The sequence below is a fragment of the Burkholderia sp. 8Y genome (assembly GCF_902506145.1).
Taxonomy (GTDB): domain Bacteria; phylum Pseudomonadota; class Gammaproteobacteria; order Burkholderiales; family Burkholderiaceae; genus Caballeronia.
The window spans coordinates 1725904-1750085 of record NZ_LR733519.1; the positions used below are offsets into that span (position 1 = coordinate 1725904).

The 24182-nt window shown below is 64.3% G+C and carries 24 protein-coding genes; 16 read left to right on the top strand and 8 right to left on the bottom strand.

The features are described 5' to 3' along the window. Positions 1 to 194 precede the first annotated feature (194 nt). The 4 genes from GV035_RS29710 to GV035_RS07510 are packed head-to-tail and all read left to right on the top strand — an operon-like array spanning position 195 to position 1707. Positions 195 to 914, top strand: a complete 720-nt coding sequence (locus GV035_RS29710; protein ID WP_159834322.1) for an RHS repeat domain-containing protein — start codon at positions 195 to 197, stop codon at positions 912 to 914. Next, complete coding sequence (locus tag GV035_RS07500; RefSeq protein ID WP_159834323.1) at positions 890 to 1261, top strand: ankyrin repeat domain-containing protein; 372 nt, start codon at positions 890 to 892, stop codon at positions 1259 to 1261. The genes GV035_RS29710 and GV035_RS07500 overlap by 25 nt, the downstream gene beginning before the upstream one ends. 18 nt (positions 1262 to 1279) lie before the next feature. Beyond that, entirely contained in the window at positions 1280 to 1531 is a 252-nt protein-coding gene (locus tag GV035_RS07505) for a PAAR domain-containing protein (RefSeq protein WP_159834324.1), read from the top strand. 8 nt (positions 1532 to 1539) lie between these two features. After that, on the top strand, positions 1540 to 1707 hold the full coding sequence (locus GV035_RS07510; protein ID WP_159834325.1) for a hypothetical protein: 168 nt from the start codon (positions 1540 to 1542) through the stop codon (positions 1705 to 1707). 11 nt (positions 1708 to 1718) lie between these two features. Here the strand turns inward: GV035_RS07510 and GV035_RS07515 are convergent, their stop codons facing one another. Further along, positions 1719 to 2438, bottom strand: a complete 720-nt coding sequence (locus tag GV035_RS07515) for a TetR/AcrR family transcriptional regulator (protein ID WP_159834326.1) — start codon at positions 2436 to 2438, stop codon at positions 1719 to 1721. A 162-nt stretch (positions 2439 to 2600) separates the two neighbouring features. Between GV035_RS07515 and GV035_RS07520 the strand changes: the two genes are divergently transcribed. Genes GV035_RS07520 through GV035_RS07530 form a run of 3 tightly spaced genes read left to right on the top strand, consistent with a single transcriptional unit; the run spans position 2601 to position 7414 of the window. Continuing rightward, positions 2601 to 3782: an isovaleryl-CoA dehydrogenase gene (locus tag GV035_RS07520; RefSeq protein WP_159834327.1), complete on the top strand. Its 1182-nt coding sequence runs from the start codon at positions 2601 to 2603 to the stop codon at positions 3780 to 3782. An 11-nt stretch (positions 3783 to 3793) separates the two neighbouring features. After that, positions 3794 to 5401 (top strand): carboxyl transferase domain-containing protein, encoded by a 1608-nt coding sequence (locus GV035_RS07525; RefSeq protein ID WP_159834328.1) that lies wholly within the window; start codon positions 3794 to 3796, stop codon positions 5399 to 5401. Positions 5402 to 5419: 18 nt separating this feature from the next. Then, positions 5420 to 7414, top strand: a complete 1995-nt coding sequence (locus GV035_RS07530) for an acetyl/propionyl/methylcrotonyl-CoA carboxylase subunit alpha (protein WP_159834329.1) — start codon at positions 5420 to 5422, stop codon at positions 7412 to 7414. On the opposite strand, the gene GV035_RS07535 is transcribed toward GV035_RS07530, so the two are convergent. Continuing rightward, positions 7411 to 7935, bottom strand: coding sequence for an OmpA family protein (locus tag GV035_RS07535; RefSeq protein ID WP_159834330.1), 525 nt, complete (start codon positions 7933 to 7935; stop codon positions 7411 to 7413). The genes GV035_RS07530 and GV035_RS07535 overlap by 4 nt on opposite strands. A 169-nt stretch (positions 7936 to 8104) precedes the next feature. Between GV035_RS07535 and GV035_RS07540 the strand changes: the two genes are divergently transcribed. After that, positions 8105 to 9196 (top strand): AI-2E family transporter, encoded by a 1092-nt coding sequence (locus GV035_RS07540; RefSeq protein WP_159834331.1) that lies wholly within the window; start codon positions 8105 to 8107, stop codon positions 9194 to 9196. Between the two features lie 16 nt (positions 9197 to 9212). On the opposite strand, the gene GV035_RS07545 is transcribed toward GV035_RS07540, so the two are convergent. From GV035_RS07545 to pcaH, 3 genes are all read right to left on the bottom strand, one after another. Continuing rightward, positions 9213 to 9521, bottom strand: a complete 309-nt coding sequence (locus GV035_RS07545) for a DUF2288 domain-containing protein (RefSeq protein ID WP_159834332.1) — start codon at positions 9519 to 9521, stop codon at positions 9213 to 9215. Between the two features lie 87 nt (positions 9522 to 9608). Next, positions 9609 to 10199: a protocatechuate 3,4-dioxygenase subunit alpha gene (gene pcaG / locus GV035_RS07550; protein WP_159834333.1), complete on the bottom strand. Its 591-nt coding sequence runs from the start codon at positions 10197 to 10199 to the stop codon at positions 9609 to 9611. 2 nt (positions 10200 to 10201) lie between these two features. After that, complete coding sequence (gene pcaH, locus GV035_RS07555) at positions 10202 to 10903, bottom strand: protocatechuate 3,4-dioxygenase subunit beta (RefSeq protein ID WP_159834334.1); 702 nt, start codon at positions 10901 to 10903, stop codon at positions 10202 to 10204. A gap of 112 nt (positions 10904 to 11015) precedes the next feature. Between pcaH and pcaQ the strand changes: the two genes are divergently transcribed. Together pcaQ and GV035_RS07565 are read left to right on the top strand one after the other, a co-directional pair. Beyond that, entirely contained in the window at positions 11016 to 11954 is a 939-nt protein-coding gene (pcaQ, locus tag GV035_RS07560) for a pca operon transcription factor PcaQ (RefSeq protein ID WP_159834335.1), read from the top strand. Between the two features lie 189 nt (positions 11955 to 12143). Continuing rightward, positions 12144 to 12512, top strand: coding sequence for a response regulator (locus GV035_RS07565; RefSeq protein ID WP_159834336.1), 369 nt, complete (start codon positions 12144 to 12146; stop codon positions 12510 to 12512). Here GV035_RS07565 and GV035_RS07570 read toward each other — a convergent pair. Continuing rightward, positions 12506 to 13222 (bottom strand): lysophospholipid acyltransferase family protein, encoded by a 717-nt coding sequence (locus GV035_RS07570; RefSeq protein ID WP_159834337.1) that lies wholly within the window; start codon positions 13220 to 13222, stop codon positions 12506 to 12508. The two genes, GV035_RS07565 and GV035_RS07570, sit on opposite strands and share 7 nt — an antisense overlap. Before the next feature lie 135 nt (positions 13223 to 13357). Between GV035_RS07570 and GV035_RS07575 the strand changes: the two genes are divergently transcribed. Continuing rightward, positions 13358 to 14329 (top strand): alpha/beta fold hydrolase, encoded by a 972-nt coding sequence (locus GV035_RS07575; protein WP_159834338.1) that lies wholly within the window; start codon positions 13358 to 13360, stop codon positions 14327 to 14329. A gap of 19 nt (positions 14330 to 14348) precedes the next feature. On the opposite strand, the gene GV035_RS07580 is transcribed toward GV035_RS07575, so the two are convergent. Continuing rightward, positions 14349 to 15602 (bottom strand): EAL domain-containing protein, encoded by a 1254-nt coding sequence (locus tag GV035_RS07580; protein ID WP_159834339.1) that lies wholly within the window; start codon positions 15600 to 15602, stop codon positions 14349 to 14351. A 302-nt stretch (positions 15603 to 15904) separates the two neighbouring features. Here GV035_RS07580 and GV035_RS07585 point away from each other — a divergent pair, with 302 nt between their 5' ends. From GV035_RS07585 to GV035_RS07595, 3 genes are all read left to right on the top strand, one after another. Further along, a complete protein-coding gene (locus GV035_RS07585) occupies positions 15905 to 16327 on the top strand; it encodes a hypothetical protein (protein ID WP_159834340.1) in 423 nt (140 codons plus the stop codon). A 474-nt stretch (positions 16328 to 16801) separates the two neighbouring features. Continuing rightward, entirely contained in the window at positions 16802 to 17587 is a 786-nt protein-coding gene (locus GV035_RS07590; RefSeq protein ID WP_159834341.1) for an N-acyl amino acid synthase FeeM domain-containing protein, read from the top strand. A gap of 163 nt (positions 17588 to 17750) precedes the next feature. Further along, positions 17751 to 20720: an EAL domain-containing protein gene (locus GV035_RS07595; protein ID WP_159834342.1), complete on the top strand. Its 2970-nt coding sequence runs from the start codon at positions 17751 to 17753 to the stop codon at positions 20718 to 20720. A gap of 26 nt (positions 20721 to 20746) precedes the next feature. Here GV035_RS07595 and GV035_RS07600 read toward each other — a convergent pair whose 3' ends face one another. After that, the gene (locus tag GV035_RS07600; protein ID WP_159835024.1) at positions 20747 to 20956 is read right to left on the bottom strand and encodes a hypothetical protein; all 210 of its coding nucleotides are present in this window, start codon (positions 20954 to 20956) and stop codon (positions 20747 to 20749) included. Positions 20957 to 21257: 301 nt separating this feature from the next. Between GV035_RS07600 and hutU the strand changes: the two genes are divergently transcribed. After that, positions 21258 to 22931: a urocanate hydratase gene (gene hutU / locus GV035_RS07605; protein WP_159834343.1), complete on the top strand. Its 1674-nt coding sequence runs from the start codon at positions 21258 to 21260 to the stop codon at positions 22929 to 22931. Further along, positions 22928 to 24148 (top strand): imidazolonepropionase, encoded by a 1221-nt coding sequence (gene hutI, locus GV035_RS07610; protein WP_159834344.1) that lies wholly within the window; start codon positions 22928 to 22930, stop codon positions 24146 to 24148. Before hutU ends, hutI begins: the two co-directional genes overlap by 4 nt. The last annotated feature ends 34 nt before the right edge of the window (positions 24149 to 24182 follow it).

Below are 24182 nucleotides of genomic sequence, written 5' to 3' on the forward strand. Positions count from 1 at the left end.
GGCGGATGGCGAAGCATCACACGGCGAAGGGTGGCAAGACGCAGACGACGCTATTCGTGTGGGACGGCGACTGGATGGTGCAGGAGATTCGTGTCGGCAGCGGCTTCCAAGATATAAACCCGGTGACGTATGTGGCACACCCAAATCACGCGGGGCCGCTAACAAAGCTCGAGGGCGGTAGGGTCTATCACTACGTGACGGACCATCTGGGCACGCCGCAGGAGCTTTATGACAACCGGCGCCGAGTGGTGTGGGCGGCCGACTTCACTGCCTATGGCAAGATGCGGCGTGTGCTCAAGCAGGAAGTCGACAATCCGATTCGCTTTCCGGGGCAATACTTTGATGCGGAGAGCGGGCTGCACTACAACCGGTTCCGGTATTACGATGCACAGGCAGGGCGGTATGTTAATCAAGATCCGATCGGACTGCTCGGTGGAACGAACACTTACGCCTATGCAGAAAACAGGCCTTCGATAGCGACAGACGCACTTGGTCTTGCTGCTGCCGTTTGGAATGGCGCTCAAATAGGAGCGGAAGTCGGGACTGCCGTCGAGCCCGGGGTGGGGACGGCCATTGGTGGAGTTTTAGGTGGACTGATTGGGCTGGGCGCTCTAGGTGTAATGATGCTTATCCCTTCGTCGTCGTCATCTGACGGAGCACGACAGGCGGAATATGAGCGAGCGAAACGGTTCTGCGATACACCGCCGCCACCTGGTAGCAATGAATGCTCCACACTATCGAAGCAAATTGACCATGCGGAACAGTGCATCGATATGTACGAATCATGGGATCGCAAATGGCTTCCTGGCCGACACGCCGAAAAGCTTTCTACGTGGAACAACCGTTTGCGGAACTTGAAGAGCCAACACAAGAAGGATTGCACCCAAAAATGCCCTCAAAGCTTCAGGCCTTAGAATCCCTCGCGAAAAAGTATGGAGCGCATCCCGAATTCCTCGGGATCCAAATCCTTAGTCCAAATCAACGGGGAGCTGTTGATGACACGCTGTTGCATCTTGCCGCGCGCACCGGTGCGATCGAAGACATTAAAATCTTGATCGAAATCGGCGCAGACATTGATGTTCCAGGTGATCTTGGTAACACTCCCCTTCACCAAGCCGCAATGTCCGGACAGGTTGAAGCGATCAAACTGCTCTTGAAATGTGGTGCAAAGAAGCACCTAAAGAACGAATTCGAGCAGACGCCGCTAGACGTCGCGGTATTAAGTGGTCGGGATGAAATAATCCGAATTTTCAAACTGTGATTTCTATAAGCCTGCAATATGCCGAATTTCATTGCAACTTTGGGCACTCCGACCACTCACGGCGGCGCGGTGACCTCGGCCAGCTCCGTTACGGTGCGTGGCCGCCTCGCCGCTCGCGTCGGTGATTCCGTAACCTGCCCTCTGCATGGCCCGGGCGTTATCACTGACGGCGGGCTCGGCACTATCGAAGGCCGACCAATTGCTCGTCATGGTAGCGGCACGACATGCGGGGCAACGCTCGTCGTCACGGACGGCGGTCCTACAGTCTAATCAAGTGCATGATCGATCGCCTGACGGAACCGAATGGCCTCGTCCGCACAACTGAATACCACCACAACGGTATTGGTGCGGTGGACCGCCTGCTGTATCCACACGGCAACACGCGTCTGACGCATTTCGATGAAAGGCGCAGTGCGAGCGGCATACCGATGAGCGCGAACGCATGACCCGAGTGAGGTTACTCTTTTCCGCTCTCCTCGAACCGCCGCGACGCATCCTCCACATCCTGCCTGAACCGTGCGAGCGCCTCGAGTTGCGCATTCGGCGGTTGCAGCGCGGCCCATAGCACGTCGGCCAGTTCCTCGGCCGTCGTTTCGATCTGAGCCTGACTCAGCCGGCGCTTCGCCAGCGTCGCGTCCCACAGCACATGTTCCATCGGTCCGAAAACGAGCGAGCGCAAAAGACGCAGCGACACGTCCGCGCGTATGTGACCGAGCGCCTGGCCGCGTGCGAGCACGTCCATCAGCGGCGCGGTGTAGCGGCGCTGCAATTCAGTCAGCGTATCCGACAGATCGTGCTGTTTCGTGCGGCCCTCGGACAACACGAGCGAGCATAGGCCGGTGCCGTTCACGAGCATCAGCCGCAAATGCGTCCTCACGATGAACGCGAACTGCTGCCGGATCGAGCCTTCGCGCGGCAGGCCGCTCTCGAACGCATCGATGATTTCGTCGTACCAGTCCGCGATCACGCGCGCACATAAAGCGCGCTTGCCGCTGAAATAGCTGAAGACGGTCGCCTCCGAAATGCCCGCGCGCTGCGCGATTTCCGCGGTGGTGGCCGCGTCGTAGCCTTTTTCGGCGAAAACGTCGCGGCCTGCTTGCAGGATGTCGCGCACGCGTTGCTGGGATTTGACGCTGGCGGGCGTGCGACGGCCGGTGGCGCTGGATTGCGTGGACATGATCGTGCCGAAGATTCACGGAGACAAATGTGAGCGTAGCTCAAAACCCTATTGACGGCTAGCCGAATTGAGCGTGAAATAAGCCACCGTTCGGTGTAATGGCCGTTGTGAGCGAGACTCAGATTCGGCAGGCCGATCCCATTGCATATCGAGGAGACACTCATGAGCACCGTGCCGGGCCTGAACTTCGCGTTGGGCGAAGACATCGACATGCTGCGCGACACGCTCGCCAACTTCGCGTCGAAGGAAATCGCGCCGCGTGCAGCCGAGATCGACCGCACCGATCAGTTCCCGATGGACCTGTGGAAGAAGTTCGGCGACCTGGGCGTGCTCGGCATGACGGTATCCGAGGAATACGGCGGCGCGAACATGGGCTACACCGCGCATATGGTCGCGATGGAAGAGATTTCGCGCGCGTCGGCGTCGGTCGGGCTGTCGTACGGCGCGCATTCCAACCTGTGCGTGAACCAGATCCATCGCAACGGCACGGAAGCGCAGAAGCGCAAGTATCTGCCGAAGCTCGTGTCGGGCGAGCATGTTGGCGCGCTTGCGATGAGCGAGCCCAACGCCGGCTCGGACGTCGTCAGCATGAAGTTGCGCGCCGACGCAAAGGGCGACCACTACGTGCTCAATGGCACGAAGATGTGGATCACCAACGGCCCGGACTGCGACACGCTCGTCGTGTATGCGAAGACGGATATCGAAGCGGGCGCGAAGGGCATCACGGCGTTCATCGTCGAGAAGGGCATGAAGGGCTTCTCCGTGGCGCAGAAGCTGGACAAACTCGGCATGCGCGGCTCACATACGGGCGAGCTCGTGTTCGAGAATGTCGAGGTGCCGAAGGAAAACATGCTCGGTGCGCTGAACGGCGGCGTGAAGGTGCTGATGAGCGGCCTCGACTACGAGCGCGCCGTGCTCGCCGGCGGCCCGACCGGCATCATGCTCGCGTGCATGGATGCGGTCGTGCCGTACATTCACGATCGCAAGCAGTTCGGGCAGGCCATCGGCGAATTTCAGCTGATTCAGGGCAAGGTCGCGGATCTTTATACGACGCTGCAGGCGTGCCGCGCGTATCTGTATGCGGTGGGCCGTCAGCTGGATACGCTCGGCTCGGGCCACGCGCGCGACGTGCGCAAGGACTGCGCGGGCGTCATTCTATATACCGCCGAAAAAGCCACGTGGATGGCCGGCGAAGCGATTCAGATTCTCGGCGGCAACGGCTACATCAACGAATATCCGGTCGGGCGTCTCTGGCGCGATGCGAAGCTCTATGAAATCGGCGCGGGCACGAGCGAGATCCGTCGCATGCTGATCGGGCGCGAACTGTTCGCAGAGACGGCATAAGGGCGCGCGTCATGACCATCATCGAATCGAAACTGAATCCGCGCGGCGAGGATTTCCGCACCAATGCGGCCGCGCTCGAAGCACTCGTCGCGGACCTCAAAGAGAAAGTCGCGAAGATTACCGAAGGCGGCGGGCAGGCGGCGCGCGACCGTCATCTGTCGCGCAACAAGCTGCTGCCGCGCGATCGCATCGCGCAGTTGCTCGATCCCGGCACGCCGTTCCTCGAACTCTCGCAGCTCGCGGCTTACGGCATGTACAACGACGATGCGCCGGGCGCGGGCATCATCACGGGCATTGGGCGCATTGCCGGGCAGGAGTGCGTGATCGTCTGCAACGACGCGACCGTGAAAGGCGGCACGTACTATCCGGTCACGGTGAAGAAGCATCTGCGCGCGCAGGAAATCGCCGAGCAGAACCGCTTGCCGTGCGTGTATCTCGTCGATTCCGGCGGGGCGAACTTGCCGAATCAGGACGACGTGTTTCCCGACCGCGATCACTTCGGCCGCATCTTCTATAACCAGGCGAACATGTCGGCGCAGGGCATCGCGCAGATCGCAGTGGTCATGGGATCGTGCACGGCGGGCGGCGCGTATGTGCCCGCGATGAGCGACGAATCGATCATCGTGAAAGATCAGGGCACCATCTTTCTGGGTGGCCCGCCGCTCGTGAAAGCGGCGACCGGCGAGGAAGTCAGCGCGGAAGACTTAGGCGGCGGCGATGTTCACACGCGGCTCTCGGGCGTCGTCGACCACCTCGCGCAGAACGACGCGCATGCGCTCGGCATCGCGCGCAGCATCGTCGGCAATCTGAATCGCGTGAAACTGCCGACGCTCGCGCTCAAGGAACCGCTGCCGCCGCGTTATGACGCAGAGAGCGTCTACGGCGTGATTCCCGTCGATACGCGCAAGCCTTTCGATGTGCGCGAAGTGATCGCGCGCATCGTCGACGATTCCGCTTTCGACGAGTTCAAGGCGCGCTACGGCACCACGCTCGTCTGCGGCTTCGCGCATATCTGGGGGCATCCGGTCGGCATCGTCGCGAACAACGGCATTCTGTTCAGCGAATCGGCGCTGAAAGGCGCGCATTTCATCGAACTGTGCTGCCAGCGCAAGATTCCGCTCGTGTTCCTGCAGAACATCACGGGCTTCATGGTTGGGCGCAAGTACGAGAACGAAGGCATTGCGCGTAACGGCGCGAAGATGGTCACGGCGGTGGCGACAGCGAAAGTGCCGAAGTTCACGGTCATCATCGGCGGGTCGTTCGGCGCGGGCAACTACGGCATGTGCGGTCGCGCATATTCGCCGCGCTTTCTGTGGATGTGGCCCAACGCGCGCATTTCGGTGATGGGCGGCGAGCAGGCCGCATCGGTGCTTGCGACCGTGCGGCGCGATGGCATCGAAAAGAAGGGCGGCACGTGGTCGAAGGAAGACGAAGAAGCGTTCAAGGCGCCGATACGCGAGCAGTACGAGGTGCAGGGGCATCCGTACTATGCGAGCGCGCGCCTGTGGGACGACGGCGTGATCGATCCGGCGCAGACGCGCGACGTGCTCGGCCTCGGACTCGCCGCGACGATGAACGCGCCCATTGAAGACACGCGCTTCGGCGTGTTCCGGATGTAACCCACGGACCTGATGCCCATGTTCAACAAGATACTGATTGCCAACCGCGGCGAGATTGCGTGCCGCGTCGCGGCGACCGCGAAGCGCCTGAACGTGGCGAGCGTCGCCGTGTATTCGGATGCGGACTCAAAAGCGAAGCACGTCGATGTCTGCGACGAAGCGGTGCACGTCGGCGGCTCGGCTGCATCGGAAAGCTACTTGCGCATCGAGCGCATTGTCGAGGCGGCGAAAGCAACGGGCGCACAAGCCGTTCACCCCGGTTATGGCTTTCTTTCGGAGAACGAATCGTTCGCGAGCGCGTGTGAAGAGGCGGGGATCGTTTTCATCGGACCGCCGGTGGAAGCGATTCGCGCGATGGGCTCGAAAGCCGCCGCGAAGGCGCTGATGCAGTCCGCATCCGTTCCGCTCGTGCCCGGCTATCACGGCGACGATCAGGACGCGGCGCTGCTTCAACGCGAAGCGGACCGCATCGGCTATCCGGTGCTGCTCAAGGCGAGCGCGGGCGGCGGCGGCAAAGGCATGCGCGTGGTCGAGCGTAGCGAGGACTTCATGCAGGCGCTCGCGTCGTGCAAGCGCGAGGCGGCGTCGAGCTTCGGCAACGATCGCGTGCTGATCGAAAAGTATCTGCTGCGTCCGCGACATGTCGAAGTGCAGGTCTTCGCGGACACGCACGGCAACGCGGTGTATCTCTTCGATCGCGATTGCTCCGTGCAGCGGCGTCATCAAAAGGTGCTGGAAGAAGCGCCCGCGCCCGGCCTCTCCGATGAAACGCGCCGCGCAATGGGCGAAGCCGCCGTTGCCGCTGCGCGCGCCGTGAACTATGTCGGCGCGGGCACCGTCGAGTTCATCATGACGCAGGACGGCCAGTTCTACTTCATGGAGATGAACACGCGGCTTCAGGTCGAGCATCCGGTGACGGAAATGGTGACGGGGCTCGATCTGGTCGAATGGCAACTGCGCGTGGCGGCGGGCGAGCCGTTGCCATTGAAGCAGGACGAGCTCCGCGTGAACGGCCACGCGATCGAAGCGCGCATTTACGCGGAAAATCCGTCGCGCGGCTTCTTGCCATCGACGGGCACGCTCAAGCATCTGGCGCTGCCGGAAGCGGTCGAATTCACCATCGATGGCGACGTGCGTATCGACAGCGGCGTGCGTGAAGGCGACGCCATCACGCCGTTCTACGATCCGATGATCGCGAAGCTGATCGTGCATGGCCGCGACCGCCGCGATGCGCTGGCTCGCATGGCCCGCGCGCTCGCACAGTGCGAGATCGTCGGCTTGCAGACGAACGTGGAGTTCCTGCAAAGGATCGTGAAAAGTGAGCCGTTCTCGCAAGGCGAGCTGGATACGGGTCTGATCGAGCGTCATCGCGATACGCTGTTCGCGCCGTCGCCGGTGTCGCGCGGCAAGGCGCTGGCGCTCGCGTGCGCGGCGCTGCTCACGCGCGAGGGCGGCGAAGCGCACGGCCAATCGCCCTGGGATGCGCTCGCGCATTGGCGCATGGCGGGCGGCTACAGTCAGGATCTGAACTGGCGCGCGGTCGACACGGACGAGGCGCTGAAGGTCGTCTTCACGAAGGACCGTGAGAAGCGCCTGCAATGGGACGAGAAAACCGCACGCTTCGACTGGTCGCATCGCGGCGAGACGTCATTCACCGTTCAGCTCGACGATGCGCTCATCAAAGGCCACGTCTTCACGGACGGCGACATCTTCCACGTCTTCTACGAAGGCGCGATGTTCGCGTTCGAGTGGAAGAACCTGATGGCGCACGCTGGCGACGCGGAGCACGAAGGGCGGCTGACCGCGCCGATGCCGGGCAAGGTGATAGCGGTGTTGGTGGAGGCGGGCGCGTTGGTGGAGAAGGGCGCGCCGCTGATCGTGATGGAAGCGATGAAGATGGAACACACGATCGTCGCGCCGTCGGCGGGCAGAATCGGCGAGATTCTCTTCAATGTCGGCGATCAGGTCGCCGACGGTTCCCAACTGCTCGTGCTCGAAGCGCAGCCGGCCTAGCGTTTCTTCTTCGGCGGGCGGCCGAGCAGCGTGTCCTCGCTCTCGGCCCGCACGAGAATCTCGACGCGCCGGTTCATTGCGCGGCCTTGCGGCGTGTCGTTGCTCGCAATGGGGCGCAGATACGCCATGCCTTTCGTCGTGAGGCGCTCGGCCGGCACGCCGCGCGCGATGAGCGCGTGCGCGACCGCTTCGGCGCGCGCTTCGGAGAGGCTCTTGTTGTACGCGAGCGTGCCGTCGTTGTCGGTGTGGCCTTCGATCAGAACGGGCCGCATGCTGCGTTTGAGCACCGTCGCCGCGCGGTCCAGCGCGGGCAGACTGCCGCGGCGAATCTGGACTTCGTCGATATTGAAAAGCGCGACTTCGGGAAGCCGCATCTCCACGCCGCCGTTCACCTGCTGCATGGCGATGCCGTATTGCGCGTTCAGCCGCTCTTCCGTCGAGCGGTCCAGCTTGGTCCCGCAGCCCGTCAACAGCGCGAGCGAAGCACATGCTGCAACCGCCAGTAAGCCTCTGCCGACCATTCCGAGTTCCCGCGTTAATGCCCGAGCCGCGATTATAGGGACGACTGAGCGCGCTTTTGTAAAGAATGTTGAAGCAATCGCTGGCGCGGAGTGGAACGAATCGTGCGCTTACAATGCTCGCGGCTCTATCGCTTTCGCTCATTGTCGATTCCTTCAGAGGCTCCCTTTCATGGCGATTTCTTCGCGCACCGAGAACACGCCCGACGCGGCTGAAGCGGCCGATCGCACGCGCAGGATGCAGCGCGCGGCATCGGCGGTGCTCTATACGGTTCTCGTGCTGGTCGCGGTCTATACCGCGCGCACCTTCATTCCCGCGGTCGTGTGGGCGGTCGTGATCGCCATTGCGCTGTGGCCCGCGCTCGGCTGGCTGGAGCGGCGTCCCGTTTTCCGGCAGCGTCACACGTTGCTCGCGGTGCTGCTGACGCTCGCGGTCGGCTTGCTCTTCGTCGTGCCATTCGCCATTGTCGCGGCGCAGACGGCGGACGAAGCGCATGACATGCTGCAATGGTTCCAAGGAATTCTGCGCACTGGCATTCCGATGCCCGCGTTCATCCAGCGGCTGCCGACCGGCGGCCAGCAGGTCGCGCACTGGTGGCAGGCCAATCTCGCGACGCCGCTTGAATCGTCGCCTGCTGTGAAAAGCCTGCATGGCGCGACGTTCGTGGCGATGACCCGGCATTTCGGCGGGCGCGTCGTGCATGCGTTCGTGATCTTCGGCTTCATGCTGATGACGCTCTTCTTCATCTTTCAGGCGGGCGCGAAGCTCGGCCAGCAACTGATCGCGGGATCCCGGCGCGCGCTGGGCGCGGACGGCGCGGCGCTCATGCAGCGCATGGCCGATTCGGTGCGCAGCACGGTCGTCGGACTCGTGGTCGTGGGGCTGGGCGAGGGCGCGCTGCTCGGGATCGCCTATGCCGTGACGGGCGTGCCGCACGCGACGCTGCTCGGCATGCTGACGGCCGTTGCCGCGATGCTGCCGTTCTGCGCGCCGATCGTCTTTCTCGGCTCGGCGCTGTGGCTGCTCGCGCAAGGCTCGATGGTCGCGGCGGCGGGCGTGGCGATCTTCGGCCTCGTCGTGGTGTTCGTCTCGGAGCATTTCGTGCGGCCGGTGCTGATCGGCGGCTCGACGCGGTTGCCGTTCCTGCTCGTGCTATTCGGCATTCTGGGCGGCGCGGAGACGTTCGGGCTGCTCGGCCTCTTTATCGGCCCGGCGCTGATGACGATTCTCGTCGTGCTCTGGACCGACTGGGTTCGCGCTTGATTCGGTGCGCGCTTGGTCAGTCGCCCCGTTCCTGCACGCACACCCACGGCGACACGACCACGGCCCACAACTCGGGATCGCGTGCGGCGAGATCGGCGGCCGTGTCCGCCTGCACGCGCTCGACGAGTCCGGCTGAGAGCCATTGCGTGACTTGCCGTGTGTCGTCGCTGGCGACCGCTTCGGCGACACTCACGAGATCCAGATCGCGTTTGACCCAGATGAGCACGCCTTTCGCGAAGAAGCGTTCGAGTTCCGACCAGCTGATCTGCGCGGTTTCGGCAAGGAGCTTCACATAGAGCGGGCTGGGAGTGGCGGCGTCGGTCATGGCGGGAAAACGATAGAACTAAAGGCGTCCGACACTATAGCGCAGTGCCGGACGCCTTCTATTGCCGCTTGCGCGGTCAGCAGCGGATCACAGATCGAAGAAGACGGTCTCGTTCGGTCCGCGCAGGTGGATATCGAAACGGTAGATCGTCGACGACGTGCCCGGCTCGCGCTTCGCGATCAGCGTGTGGCGGCGCTCGGCCGGCACGCTTTGCAGCACGGTGTCCTTCGCGTTGGCGTCCGTTTCGTCGTCGAAGTAGATGCGCGTGTACGAGTGCAGCAGCATGCCGCGCATCAGCACGATCACATCGAGGTGCGGCGCGGAGTCGTCGTCGGTCGCGCCGGGCTTCACCGTATCGACGATAAAGCGCAGCTTCGGGTCCGTGCCGGTGCCGACGCGCGCAAAGCCGCGAAAGCCCGACTCACGCGCTTCTTCCACGCTTTGAATGTAGCGGCCGTTCGCGTCGGCCTGCGCGACTTCGATCAGCGCATCTCCAATCGGCTTGCCTTCTGCGTCGAACACGTTGCCGACCACGGCGATATGTTCGCCCGGCACTTCACGGTCCGCCGCCGATGCGGTGAAGAGGCTCTTCAGGTCGAAGTTGTACTGCTCGGGCACGAGGCCGTACGCGAAGTACGGTCCGACGGTCTGCGAGGGCGTTTGCTTGAGGGTCGTCATGGTCACTCCGTCGGGGTCTCGTCCGGGCCGCGCAGCACGATGTCGAATTCGTAGCCGAGCGCGTAGTTTTCCTGCGTCGTGTCGATGGAAAAGCGCGAAACCAGCCGATGCCGCGCGTGTTCCGGGATGCCCTGGAAGATCGGATCGAGTTCGAGCAGCGGGTCGCCCGGGAAGTACATCTGCGTGACGAGGCGCGAACCGAAATATTCGCCGAAAAGCGAGAAGTGAATGTGGTTCGGCCGCCATGCGTTCGGATGGTTGCCCCACGGATACGCGCCCGGCTTGATGGTCATGAAGCGGTAGCGGCCCTGGTCGTCGGTCAGGCAGCGGCCCGCGCCGAGGAAGTTCGGGTCGAGCGGCGCGTCGTGCTGATCCGCCTTGTGGACGTAGCGTCCGGCGGCGTTCGCCTGCCACACTTCGACGAGCGTGTTGCGCACGGGACGCCCGCCTTCGTCGAGCACGCGGCCCGTCACGATGATGCGCTCGCCGAGCGGCTCGCCGTTCTTGGCGGCATTGCGCGTGAGGTCGTTGTCGAAGGTGCCGAGATCGTCCGCGCCGTACACGGGCACGCGGCGATTGCGCAGGTTTTCCTTGAGCGGGATGAGCGGCAGCGAAGGACTGCGCGACACCGACGACCGGTAGCCCGGCGACAGATACGGCGGATGCGATTCCCAGTCGCGCGGCGTGAGAATGGGGGACGTCATGTCACTGTCTCCTGATGATGTGACGTGAATAGGATATTTCTGGCGACTACTTTAACGAACGCACCGAGTTATGGAAAATGACGTTTTGTGCGTCGAACCATAACGGCTCTTCATGGATACGGACTTCACCAACACGCGCGTCAAGTTTCGCCATTTGCAGTGCTTCCTGGCCGTCACGCAGCTCGGCAGCGTGCAGCGCGCGGCCGACAGCCTGTCGATCACGCAGCCGGCCGTGTCGAAGACGATCGGCGAACTCGAATCCATTCTAGGCGTGCGGCTCTTCGAGCGCGGGCGGCGCGGCGCGGTGCCGACGCGCGAGGGGCGGCTTTTCGCGCCGCACGCGAGCGCCTGCGTGGCGTCGCTGCGCGAGGGCGTCGACATGTTGCTGCGCGAGCGCGGCGACGTGCCGGGCGTGGTGTCGATCGGCGTGCTGCCGACCGTGGCGAACGCGCTGCTGCCGCCCGCGTTCGCTGCGTTCCGGCAACAGTGGCCGGCCGTCTCGCTGAGCGTGCAGACGGACTCCAATGCGCCGCTGCTCGACCGTCTGAAGGCGGGCGAACTCGATCTCGTGGTCGGGCGCTTGTCGGAGCCGGAAGCCATGCACGGGCTGTCCTTCGAGCAAATCTACCGGGAGCCGCTCGCGGTGGCCGTGCGGCGCGATCATCCGCTCGCATTCGAGACGCCGCTCACGCCGGCGCTGCTTGCGCGCTTTGCCATCGTCGTGCCGCCGTTCGGCACGCTCATCCGCCAATCCGCCGAAAGCATGCTGACCGCCTTCGGCGCGCACGCGCTCACGGCGCTCGTCGAAACGCTGTCGGTGTCGCTCGGGCGCTCGCTCGCGCTTCACAACGACGCGGTCTGGTTCGTGCCCGCCGGCGCGATCGAGCACGACATCGCGCTCGGCCTGCTGGTAGCGCTGCCGATGCCGTTCGCCGGCACGGACGAGCCCATTGGCCTCATCCGCCGCAACGACGCCGCGCGCACGGCGGTGGAGGAGTCGCTCGTGGACGCCATCCGCGAGGCCGGACGCTCGCGCGCCGCGAGCAAATGACCGACGCGCTCGCGCGGCCCGCTGCTTGCTCAGGCAGCATTTACCGCGCAAGTTTGGCGGGAACAAAATACTATGACGAAAGGGCGGAAATGGCGTGCTCGCGGCATCGAGAGCAAACGTTCACGGTCAACCACTCGTTGCCGCCCGGCCCCGTTCAAGCGTCCAACCCGTGCCCGCACCGTTCGCACCATGAAGACCGTACTTCTCGTCGACGACGATCCGACCACTATCGAAGCCTGGACCCTGTGCATGCAAGGTGAGGATTGCAACGTCTTGTCCGCGTTCGACGGCAACCGGGCGTTATCGATCCTGGGCGAGCAGGCGGTGGATATCGTCGTGTCCGACTGGATGATGCCGGGCTTGGGCGGCGCGCTGCTCTGTCAGACGATGAAGAACGACGCGTCGCTCGCGCACATTCCGTTTCTGATGATTTCGGGGCATCCGAACCCGCCGGCGTTCGTGAGCTACGACGGCTACCTGCGCAAGCCGGTAGACACGGAAACGCTGCTCTCGGCCGTGAACCGGCTGTGCGCCGCGAAGAAGCGGCCGCTCTATTGACGCAGTTCGGCGAGCGCTTCGTCCATTTGCGTCTGCGCGAGCCGGTTCAATTCCTGCGGAATCTCGCAATCCAGCGGCAGCGCCGGCGTGACGATCACGCGAATATGGCCGCCGTGGTCCGGCCAACCCTTCGCGGGCCACACCTTCCCGGCGTCGTGGACGACCGGCACCACCGGCACCTTGGTCGCGCAGGCGAGCCGCACGCCGCCCGACGCGAGTTTGAGCGGCGCATCGTGCGGCACGCGCGTGCCTTCCGGAAAGATGACGACCGCATCGCCCTTTTTGAGCCGCGCGGCGCATTCGCGCGTGACCGCCTGATGCGCCTGCCGGATCGAGCCGCGATCGAGGCTCACCATGTCGAGTCCGCGCAGCACCCAGCCGAAAAACGGAATCTTCATCAGTTCGCGCTTGAACACGAAACTGATGCGGCGCGGAAAGAGCGCCATGAAAGCGAGCGTCTCCCACGTCGATTCGTGCCGGGCGAGGATGATGCACGGTCCGTCCGGCAGATGCTCGAGCCCTTCGACCGAACACGTCACGCCGGCGATGACGCGCATCATCGCGACCATTGCGCGGCACCAGAGCTTCGCGAGCCAGTAGCGCCCGTTGCGGCCGACGAACGGGAAGAGCGGCAGGATCAGGATCGACCAGAGCGTGCCGCTGCCGAGCAGATAGGTAGCGAAGAGCCACTTGACGAGAGTGCGGCGCATCGGGCTTGGCAAGGTATCGGAGTGAAAGGCGGGTAAGGGCAGAAGCATAGCGCATCGCACTTTCGGAAGCTTTCATGCGCCGCGCTGCCGCGGATGCAACAATGGTCGCCGTTCAACACTTTCGGGAAAGACGCGATGGAAGCAGTGCCGGTGAATTTCGACGAGGGCATGCTCGACGTCGGCGACGGACATTCGATCTACTGGCGCGCGCAAGGCCCGCGCGATGCGCCCGCGATGCTCGTCGTGCACGGCGGCCCCGGCGGCGCGATGAACGTGAAATGGGCGGAAGTGCTCGGCGCGCAGGCGTGGCGCGTCGTGTTCTTCGATCAGCGCGGCTGCGGCAAGTCCAAGCCGTTCGGCAAGCTCGAGCACAACGGTATCCACGCGCTCGTCGGCGACATGGAACGGCTGCGCGTCGCGCTCTCCATCGAGCGATGGGCGATCTTCGGCGGTTCATGGGGCACGACGCTCGGCCTCGCATACGGGGTCACGCATCCGGAACGCTGCACGGGCTTTTTGCTGCGTGGCGTGTTTCTCGCGCGCCGGGAGGACATCGACTGGTTCCTGTGGGACGTGCGTCGCGTATTTCCGGAGGCGCACCGCGCATTTCTGGACGCGATCGAAGCCGCCTGCGGCCAGCGCCCGGTGAACGCACCGGAGATCCTGACGCTGACCGAGGCGCCGCTCGCGCGCTTCGACGAGGCCGGCGCGCGGCTCGCGCGAGCCTGGACGCTGTACGAGACGACCCTGTCGGTCGTCAACAAGCCCGCCACCGAGCCCGCCGACGAAGACAAGCGGCCGAGCGCCGAAGCCAACGCCGCCGCGGTTTCGATGGCGCTGCTCGAACGTCACTACATGGCGCACGAGTTGCCGCCCCAGCCGCTGTTGCCGCGGGTCGCGCGCGTCGCGCATCTGCCGTGCCGCATCGTGCACGGGCGCTTCGACATGGTGTGTCCGGCGGATCAGGCGGTCGAACTGGCGGCGCACTGGCCGGGCGCGGAACTGGCCGTCGTGAGCGGCGCGGGACACTGGACTTTCGAGCCCGGCAATGTGACGGCGCTGCGCGCGGGCGCAGAGGCGCTTGCTGAAGCGATCCGCCGCGCGTAACGCCCAAGCGGGTCGGCGGTCAGGGCAGCGGCGTGCGTTCGGTTTCGGCGAGCCGCCGCCAGTCCAGGTCCACGCCCGCGACGACGGTCCGTTCGCCGCGCCGCGTCGCGATGGCGAGCGTGACGCACAGCGACGTGCCCGTCACCGAAAGATACGGCGCGGACGTGATGATCTGCTGCGGCTGCGCGCAGGCATCGACGAAATAGGTGCGGTTGTCCCAGCGGCCGCGCGAGGGGTCCGCGATCGGCGCGAACCGCTCGCTGCGGCGCTTCGCGCAGGCGCCGGGCAGGGCGGGCATGAACTCGCGGCCGGCTTCGTCCAGAAAGAAGCAGCTCACCGTGCTCGGCAGCGACAGAATCTCGGCGCACGCGGACTCGCCGCTCGCGCCGCCCGCGAGACGCCGCGCCGCCTGCGCGAGACCTGCGCGGTACGGCATGAGCAACAGATCACGCGTCAGGCGCTCGCTGCGGCGCGTCTGCGCGAGCGTGTCGAAAGCCTCTTCGATCAGCGCGGTGGCCGCGCCGCCCGGCGCGAGCCCTTCGCACGGCCTGCCGAGCAGATAGCCTTGCACGAAATCGACGTTGGCCCGCGCGGCGAGCAGCAAATCCTCGCGCGTCTCAATGCCTTCGGCCACCACGAACATGCCCGACTGATGCAGCAGATCGACAAGTTTCGGCAGCACCCAATCGCTCAGGTGCGCGCGTTTCGGGCCGCTTTGCACGCGCACGAGACTGCGGTCCAGCTTGACGATGTCCGGGCGCATGGTCAGCAGCCGGTCGACGTTGGAGTGACCCGCGCCGAAGTCATCGACCGCGACGAGAAAGCCTTCCGCGCGAAACGCACGCGTCGCGCCGGCGATGCGTTCGACGTCCGTCCCGCCCGATTCCAGCACTTCGATCACCAGCTGTTCGGGCGCGAGCCCGGCATCGCGCGTGCGGGCCGCGAACTCTCGCGCGTAGCCCGTGTGCGTGAACGTTGCCGGGTTCATGTTGACGAAGAGCCATTGCGCGGCGGGCAGAAAGGCGGCGGCGCTGCGCAGATGCGTGAGATGGCTCTGACGATCCAGCTCGGCGACGGTGCCCGCGACGATCGCGCGGCCGAAGAGATCGAATGGGCCGAGCAGCGGTTCATCGCCGGGCGGCTCGGTGCCGCTTGCTTCCTTCCTCCCGCGCAGGAGCGCCTCGTAGCCGATTTCACGTTGATGCGACAGGCTGAAGATGGGCTGGACGTGCGTCGAGAGCGCGATGCCGTCGACGACTTCGGCGCGTCGCATCAGCAGGCCACGCGTTCGCGCGGCGCGCGGTCGTCACGGAACGCGGACGCAGACATGCACGGGATGGCACACAGATCGGAGAACGGCAGCACGGCGGCGATGCGAACGAGAGATGGGATGAACACGTTATCGGCGGTCGGATGGCGAACTTGAGCGCGCCGTCCGGGGCGCGCGGGAGCCGCTTCCGATTTGCCGGTCCACGTCCCGCGACCTATCTTTGATGGTGCGGTGATACGATCGCGCTGCAACTTACCTGGCGCGCGGCTCGTCGAACGCTGCATTCGAACTTCAGAGAGACATCGATGGCGCAACAGAAAACCAATCCCAAACTCGAGCAGGCGCTGACACGCGGTGATCTCGCCATCCGTCAGGCCAACTCGGGCCGCGCCACCGCGGTGCTGCGCGCGCTCGGCAAGATGATCGTGGAGGCATCGGCGACCATCGGCGTCGAGGCGCACGTCGTCATCCACGATGGCGACAAGATCTACGATCCCGCCGATGGCGTGTGGCCGCAGCAACTGCTCGTCTCGCTCGACGGCCCGGTGGAGGAGAACGATCCGGACGAGATCCGCACCGTCACGCTCCTCGCCGACACGCCGGGCACGGTGTTCCGCTGCGAATGGCAGCGCGCGGACGGCAACCTCGGCCGGCAGGAAGGGCGGCCGCTCGCAATGGTCGCGTTCATCACGGACGTGGATATTCCCTGGCTCGACGAAGAAGACTGACAGCCGCAGTCTTCGTGCGCGAGAAACGCGGATGCCGGCTCCGGCCGCATCCGCGTTTTCTCTTGGCGGCGCGTGTTTAGTGATAGTTGCGAAGCGCAAACGTTTCCGCCGGTGACTTTCTATTTCGCGACTACTTAAGAGTGATGTCTTATTTCGTCATAGACGGCTATTCTTCGAATTGCCTCTCGCGCGGGGTTAAGTCCTGGCCTGCCCTCGTTTGGTTCACCATTTTCGTGCACGGTTATTCCCGTACGGCAGATGCTTATTCGAATGGCGCCGCCTACCGGTAAATAAATCGTTATTAGAAGGTTTCCTCCAGTCATATAGCCCGAATTTTGCTCTCGAACAGCGGCAAGCGCGCACCCCGTTATTTGACTTCGTGAGAGGCTCGACACGCCGCATGAGGGTCCTACCTACCAACCAGCCCTCGTCGCGCGGCACTTCCTAATCGCCGAGAAAATGGGGTTTAACAAAATGGAACGTCTGGATCTTGCCAATCACGCCGCCGTCAACCAAGCAAATCAAATCGACAGCGCGCTTCGCCCGACGCTCACGGTGGTGCCCTCGCTTCAGAAATCCGAGCGCATGCCGTTTACTATTCGTATCGTCCGCGACGAAGAGGGACTGAAAAAAGCCGTGAGCATTCGACGTTCGGCTTACGGACGGCATTTGCCGGAGTTCGCCGAGAGAATGGCCGTCGAGCATTCCGACCGCGATCCGGGCACGGCCGTGCTGCTCGCCGAATCGAAACTCGACGGCGCGCCGCTCGGCACCATGCGCATTCAGACCAACGCGTATGGACCGCTCGCGGTCGAGCAGTCGATCGTGCTGCCGGAGCACCTCGCGACGCGCCGTCTCGCCGAAGCGACGCGGCTGGGTGTCGCGGGCGGCATGGTCGGGCGCGTGGTGAAGGTGGCGCTGTGCAAGGCGTTGTGGATGTTCTGCGAGATGCACGAGATCGACTGGATGGTCATCACCGCGCGTTCGCCGCTCGACCGCGAATACGAGGCGATGCTTTTCCGCGATGTCTTCGGTGTTAACGAATATCTGCCGATGTCGCATGTCGGTGGTTTACCGCACCGAGTGCTGGCGAAAGAAGTGGCTGTCGCGCGGCAGCGTTGGGAAGAAGCGCGTCATCCGTTATTCAACTATATGGTGAACACGCATCACCCGGACATCGATTTGCAATCTGTCGATTTATCTTTTGATTGGGAACCGGTAGGATGCCCGGAGGCACCGTTGATGGCTTACGGCCGTTAATGGCACGGCCGTTTCAGACGTGCACCAAAGAAGGTAAAAAGCAATTAACCGGACCCCGGCGCGGTCCGGTTGGCCAAAAGGCAGCGGTGGCGGATTACCGTCCCGCTGTTCGCCAATGCCAGCGCGGCGGGGCGCTGGCGGCGTGAACGGGGGTTGTCCAGGTATGGCGTCGGTTATTCCAGCTTCCTTATCGAGATTCAAACGAAGCGGTTCGTGGATCGACGACGCGCTGTACGCGGTCGCCGTCTACGCCGTGCCGTTTCTCATCGCGCTCGGCACCATTGCGACGCTTTACTTTCTGCCTCGCCAGTACGAGTCGCGCGGGGCCATTGCGCTTCCACTGCGCGTCCTCGCCGACGAAGGCGATCAACTGCGTCCGGCCGAAGCACTCGCCGCGCTGCGCGGCGCCGCGCCGGTCTCGCGTTACGGCACGCATCTCTCCGAAAAGCCCGTCTGGTTCACGTTCACCGCGCCCAGCATGCCCGACGAGCTGACGACCGCTGTCGAATTACCGTCGCGTCATGCGCAAACGCTTGCCTGCTGGGACGCCGCGACGCTGCGGCCGCTCGGCCGCGCCGACCGCGATTCGGTGAGCGGCCAGATGCATCCGGTGAAGGCGGGCTTCTTTATTCAGGCGGGACGCCTCGCGCAACCCGAAACCATTCTCTGCCGCGGCACGTATTCCGGGCCCGCGCAAATCGACGCGTCCGCGTGGAGTTGGCAAGGGCTGCGCAGTTCCGCGCTCGACTTTCAGGAAAGCTCCGGGCTGATCGCGGGCGGCCTTCTGACGCTCGCCGTCTTCGTCTTCGTCACGGCGCTCATCAATCGCGAGTGGACTTACGTGATCTTCGCGGTATGGCTCGTCGGCAATCTGCGGCTCTGCGCGAACGCGATGGGCTGGGACATGCAGTGGCTCGGCCGCGTGCTGCCGTCGGACTTCATGATGCCGCTGCGGCAGATCACGTTCGCCGCCTACTATCTGCTGACCGCCGCGCTCTTCACGCAATTGTTCCGTCGTGAGCTGCGGGTGGTCGGTTATCGATGGCTGCTGCGGGTCATTCAATACGTGGGCATCGTGCTGCTCGCCGCGGCGCTCGCGCTGCCTTACTCGCTGTTCATCCCGACGCTGTGGATCACGGCGGGCTTCGGCATCGGCGTGCTGGTGTTCTTCCTCGTGCGCCTCGTGTGGATGGCCCGTTCGCGGACCGTGCTGTGGTACGTCGCATCGCTCGCGATCGTGCTTTTCGCCACCTTCTCGGAAGTGCTTGGCGCGGCCTTCGGCCTCAAGGTGCTGCTGGGTGGCGTGAACACGGTCATGGCCGCGCTGTCGTCGAGCATGATGGCGGCGTTCGCCATTGCCGAACAGATGCGCGCCGAGCGCGACTTCCGCCGGCAAGCGCAGATGGAACTGCGCAACACGTACGAAGTCACGCCTATCGGCCTCTTCACGCTCGATGAAAACGGCCACTTCGTGCGCGCCAATCCCGCCTTGCGCGCCATGCTCGATCTGCAAAAGGCCGAATACAAGCTGCGTCACTGGCACGATTACTTCGAGCCGGGCGCGTGGGGCGCGTTGCAGGCGCTGGCGTCGAAGGGCAGCGACGGCGAACTCGAAATGAGCGGTTCCGTCGAACGCGGCACCGGCGAGCGGCGCTACTTGCTGAAAGCCATTCGCTCGAACGGGTGGATCGAAGGTTCGTTGCAGGACACGACCGAACGTTCGAAAGCCGTCGAGCGATTGCGCTTTCTCGCCGAGCACGACCCGCTCACCGGCTCGCTGAACCGCCGCGGCGTGGAAAAGGCCATCGCCGCGCAGAACGAGGAATCGCTGCCGTGGGCGCTGGCGTACGTCGATCTTGACCGCTTCAAGCTCGTCAACGATCTCTTCGGCCACCGCAGCGGCGACGAAGTCTTGCGGCAAGTCGCCGCGCGCACGCGAGCGCATTTCGCGCGCAGCTATCCGGTCGGCCGCATCGGCGGCGACGAGTTCGTGTGCGTGATGAACGACACATCGATCGAGGACGCCATCGCGCAATGCCGCGAGCTCATCTCCATTCTCAGCGACGCGCCGTATCAGGTCGGCAATCGCGCGTTTCAGGTGAAGGCTTCGATCGGGCTCGTGGAATGTTCGCAGGGCGTGCGCGTGCAGGACGCGCTTTCGCATGCCGACCGCGCCTGCCGCGAGGCCAAGAAAGTCGCGCACACGCATCTGGTCACGTATCGCAAGGGCGCAGCGGCGTTCGAGGAGCGCGCGGAGGAGTTGAAGCTCGTCGAAACGCTCGGCCGCAATCGCCTTCCGCCCGGCTTGTTCCTCGTGATGCAGCCGATCATGTCGCTGCGCGCGCCCAACGAGTCGCTCAACTTCGAAGTGCTGCTGCGCATGCGCGCACCCGACGGCACGACGCTGCCGGCTGGCAAGGTTATCGTCGCGGCGGAGGAATCGGGCAATATCGCGGCCATCGACCGCTGGGTGATTACCACGCTGCTCGAATGGATCGAGGCGCATCGCCACGAGTTGAAGAACACGCAGTTCATCTGCGTGAATCTGTCCGGCGGCTCGCTCAACGACGAGCAGTTTATGGAGGACATCTTCGCGCTCTTCGCGCGGCATCAGTCCGTCGTCCATTATCTGTGCCTCGAGATCACCGAGAGCGTCGCCCTGCATGACCTGGAGAACACGCAGCGTTTCATCGCGCGCGTTCACGAAATGGGCGGCAAGATCGCGCTCGATGACTTCGGCGCGGGCTACACGTCGTTCAAGTACCTGAAGTCGCTGTCGGCGGATGCGCTCAAGATCGACGGCGAATTCGTGCGCTCCATGTGCGAGCATCCGGCGGATATCGCGATCGTCGAGGCCATCGTCGCGCTGGCCCGCAATCTCGGCATGCGTAGCGTGGCGGAATGGGTCGAGGACATCGATACGCTGCGCGCGTTGCAGGAAATCGGCGTCGATTACGTGCAGGGCTTCCTCGTCGCGCGGCCGCAGGACAGCTCGGCGATCCTGACGGCGCGTTCGGCCGCGAGTTTCGTGAAGGATCCGGAAGTCGTCAGCTTCGTGCAGTGTTTGTCGGAGCCGGCGCAGGCCATTGCGATCGACTTCGAGCGGCGCACCCGCGCCGTGAACACGCACTGATAATCAGCGCGTTTTGGCGGCCGGCGTCACGCCGCCTTCATCTCATTCAAAATCTTTTCCGCCGCAATGGGAATGCGCGTGTCGTCCCATTGCGCGAGCCATTGCAATTCTTTGCGCGTGAAATAGCCCGCGTGATTTCGAAGCGCATATTGAAGGGCATCGACGACGTGACCGCGAATGATTTGCGGCGCATTATCGTCTGTGACGATTTCGTGAAAAGCTTCGAATGTGCTCATGGTTGCGTCGAATATAAATGAGATTGAAGTGAAGGCATCCAACCATAACCGGCCAAAATGCGCGGACAAAAAGTGGCTATCTAATTCGAAAGCGTCTTGCGATTTCCTCGGTTTCATTCGTAACGCGGGAATCAGCGGTCGTGCGCCGGCACCTAGTGCAAGTTGAGCGACCGCGCCTCTCATGTCTATACAAGACACGTTTCGCCCGCGTACCACGGCATCGGGAATACCCCAATACAACCGAAGTTGTATATACAAGAACATGCGGTGAACCACTCAATGCCCGTGCGCAGGAGCCACCGTGACGTCATCTTCCCGTTTCCGCGATACCCAGATCCGCGCGCCGCGCGGCAGCGAGCTCAACGCCAAAAGCTGGCTGACCGAAGCGCCGCTGCGCATGTTGATGAACAATCTGGACCCGGACGTCGCCGAGAATCCGAACGAACTCGTCGTATACGGCGGCATCGGGCGGGCGGCGCGCGACTGGGCGTGCTACGACAAGATTGTCGAGACGCTCAAGCGCCTGGAAGCCGACGAGACGCTGCTGATTCAATCGGGCAAGCCGGTCGGCGTATTTCGCACGCACGAGAACGCGCCGCGCGTGCTGATCGCGAATTCGAATCTGGTGCCGCACTGGGCGAATTGGGAGCACTTCAACGCGCTCGACGCGAAAGGTCTCGCCATGTACGGCCAGATGACGGCGGGAAGCTGGATCTATATCGGCAGTCAGGGCATCGTGCAGGGCACGTATGAGACGTTCGTCGAAGCCGGGCGGCAGCATTACGGCGGCGATCTCAAGGGGCGCTGGGTGCTCACAGCCGGACTCGGCGGCATGGGCGGCGCGCAGCCGCTCGCCGCGACGCTCGCGGGCGCGTGCTCGCTGACCATCGAATGCCAGCAAAGCCGCATCGACTTTCGCCTGAAAACGCGTTATGTCGATGAACAAGCCAGCGATCTCGACGATGCGCTCGCGCGTATCGCCCGCTACACGTCCGAGGGCCGCGCGGTGTCGGTGGCGTTGTGCGCGAACGCCGCTGACGTGCTGCCCGAACTGGTCCGGCGCGGCGTGCGCCCGGATATGGTCACGGATCAGACGAGCGCCCACGATCCGCTGAACGGCTACTTGCCGCGAGGCTGGACCTGGACGCAGTACCGCGATCGCGCGCAAAGCGATCCGGCGGCGACCGTCAAGGCCGCGAAGCAGTCGATGGCGGAACACGTGCGCGCAATGCTCGCATTCCGCGGACAGGGCGTGCCGACGTTCGACTACGGCAACAACATCCGCCAGATGGCCAAGGACGAAGGCGTCGCGAACGCGTTCGATTTCCCCGGATTCGTGCCCGCGTATATCAGGCCGCTGTTCTGCCGCGGCGTCGGGCCGTTCCGCTGGGCGGCGCTGTCGGGCGATCCCGAGGACATCTACAAGACGGACGCGAAGGTCAAGGAATTGATCGCCGACGACGCGCATCTGCACCGCTGGCTCGACATGGCGCGCGAGCGCATCCGCTTTCAGGGCTTGCCGGCGCGCATCTGCTGGGTCGGACTGGGCCAGCGCGCGAAGCTCGGCCTTGCGTTCAACGAAATGGTGCGCAACGGCGAGCTGTCGGCGCCGGTCGTGATCGGGCGCGATCATCTCGATTCGGGGTCGGTCGCGAGTCCGAATCGCGAGACTGAAGCGATGAAGGACGGCTCCGACGCCGTCTCCGACTGGCCGCTTCTGAACGCGCTGCTGAACACGGCGAGCGGCGCGACGTGGGTGTCGATTCACCACGGCGGGGGCGTCGGGATGGGCTTTTCGCAGCACGCGGGCGTGGTGATCGTCTGCGACGGCAGCCGCGAAGCCGACGCGCGCATCGCTCGCGTGCTGCATAACGATCCGGCAACGGGTGTCATGCGCCACGCGGACGCGGGCTATGACATCGCAATCGACTGCGCGCGCGAGCAAAACCTCGACCTGCCGATGTTCCCGCGATGAGCACGCTCTGGCATCACTGCCATGCGGCAACGATGACAGGCGGCAAGTATTCGGTCATCGAAGACGCGGCGATCGTGACGGACGGCGGGCGCATCGAGTGGATCGGTGCGCGTGCCGACGCGCCGCGCGCGAGCGATTGCGCGCGCGTCGAGCTCGGCGGCGCGTGGGTGACGCCGGGGCTGATCGATTGCCATACGCATCTCGTTTTCGGCGGCGAGCGCAGCGCCGAATTCGAGGCGCGTCTCGAAGGCGCGAGCTACGCGGAAATCGCGGCGCGCGGCGGCGGCATCGCGAGCACGGTCCGGGCGACGCGCGAAGCGAGCGAGGACGCGCTGTTCCACGCGGCGCGGTCCCGCGCGCTGGCCCTCATGCGCGACGGCGTGACGACGCTCGAAGTCAAATCCGGCTACGGTCTCGATCTGGCGAACGAACGCAAGATGCTGCGCGTGGCCCGGCGACTCGCCAGCGCGCTGCCGCTCACCGTGCGCGCGACGTGCCTCGCGGCGCATGCGCTGCCGCCCGAGTATGCGGGGCGGGCGGACGACTACATCGCCTACGTCTGCGAAACCATGCTGCCGGCGCTGGTTGAGGAACATCTCGTCGATGCCGTCGACGCCTTCTGCGAGCAGCTCGCGTTCTCGCCGCAGCAAGTGGAGCGCGTCTTCCGGACGGCGCGTGCGCTCGGCGTGCCGGTGAAGCTGCATGCGGAGCAGTTGTCGTCGCTGCGCGGCGCGACGCTCGCGGCGGGCTATCAGGCGTTATCGGCGGATCATCTTGAATATATGACGGAGGACGACGCCATTGCGATGGCGCGCGCCGGCACCGTCGCCGTGCTGCTGCCCGGCGCGTTTTATATGCTGCGCGAAACGCAAATGCCGCCCGTCGATGCGCTGCGCCGGCACGGCGTGCCGATTGCGCTCGCGAGCGATCTGAACCCGGGCACGTCGCCGGCGCTGTCGCTGCGCATGATGTTGAACATGGGCTGCACGCTTTTTCGGCTGACGCCGGAAGAGGCGCTCGCCGGCGTCACGGTTCACGCGGCGCAGGCACTCGGCCTGAAGGACACGCACGGTTCGCTGGAAGCGGGGAAGACGGCCGATTTCGTGGCCTGGCGAATCAACCGGCCAGCCGAACTCGCGTACTGGCTCGGCGGCGCGCTGCGGAATCGCGTGGTGCGGAACGGCGAGGAGATCGCGTTCGATACGCTGTCCGGATAAGACGACGCCTCGCCGGAATCGACGAGGCGCGCCT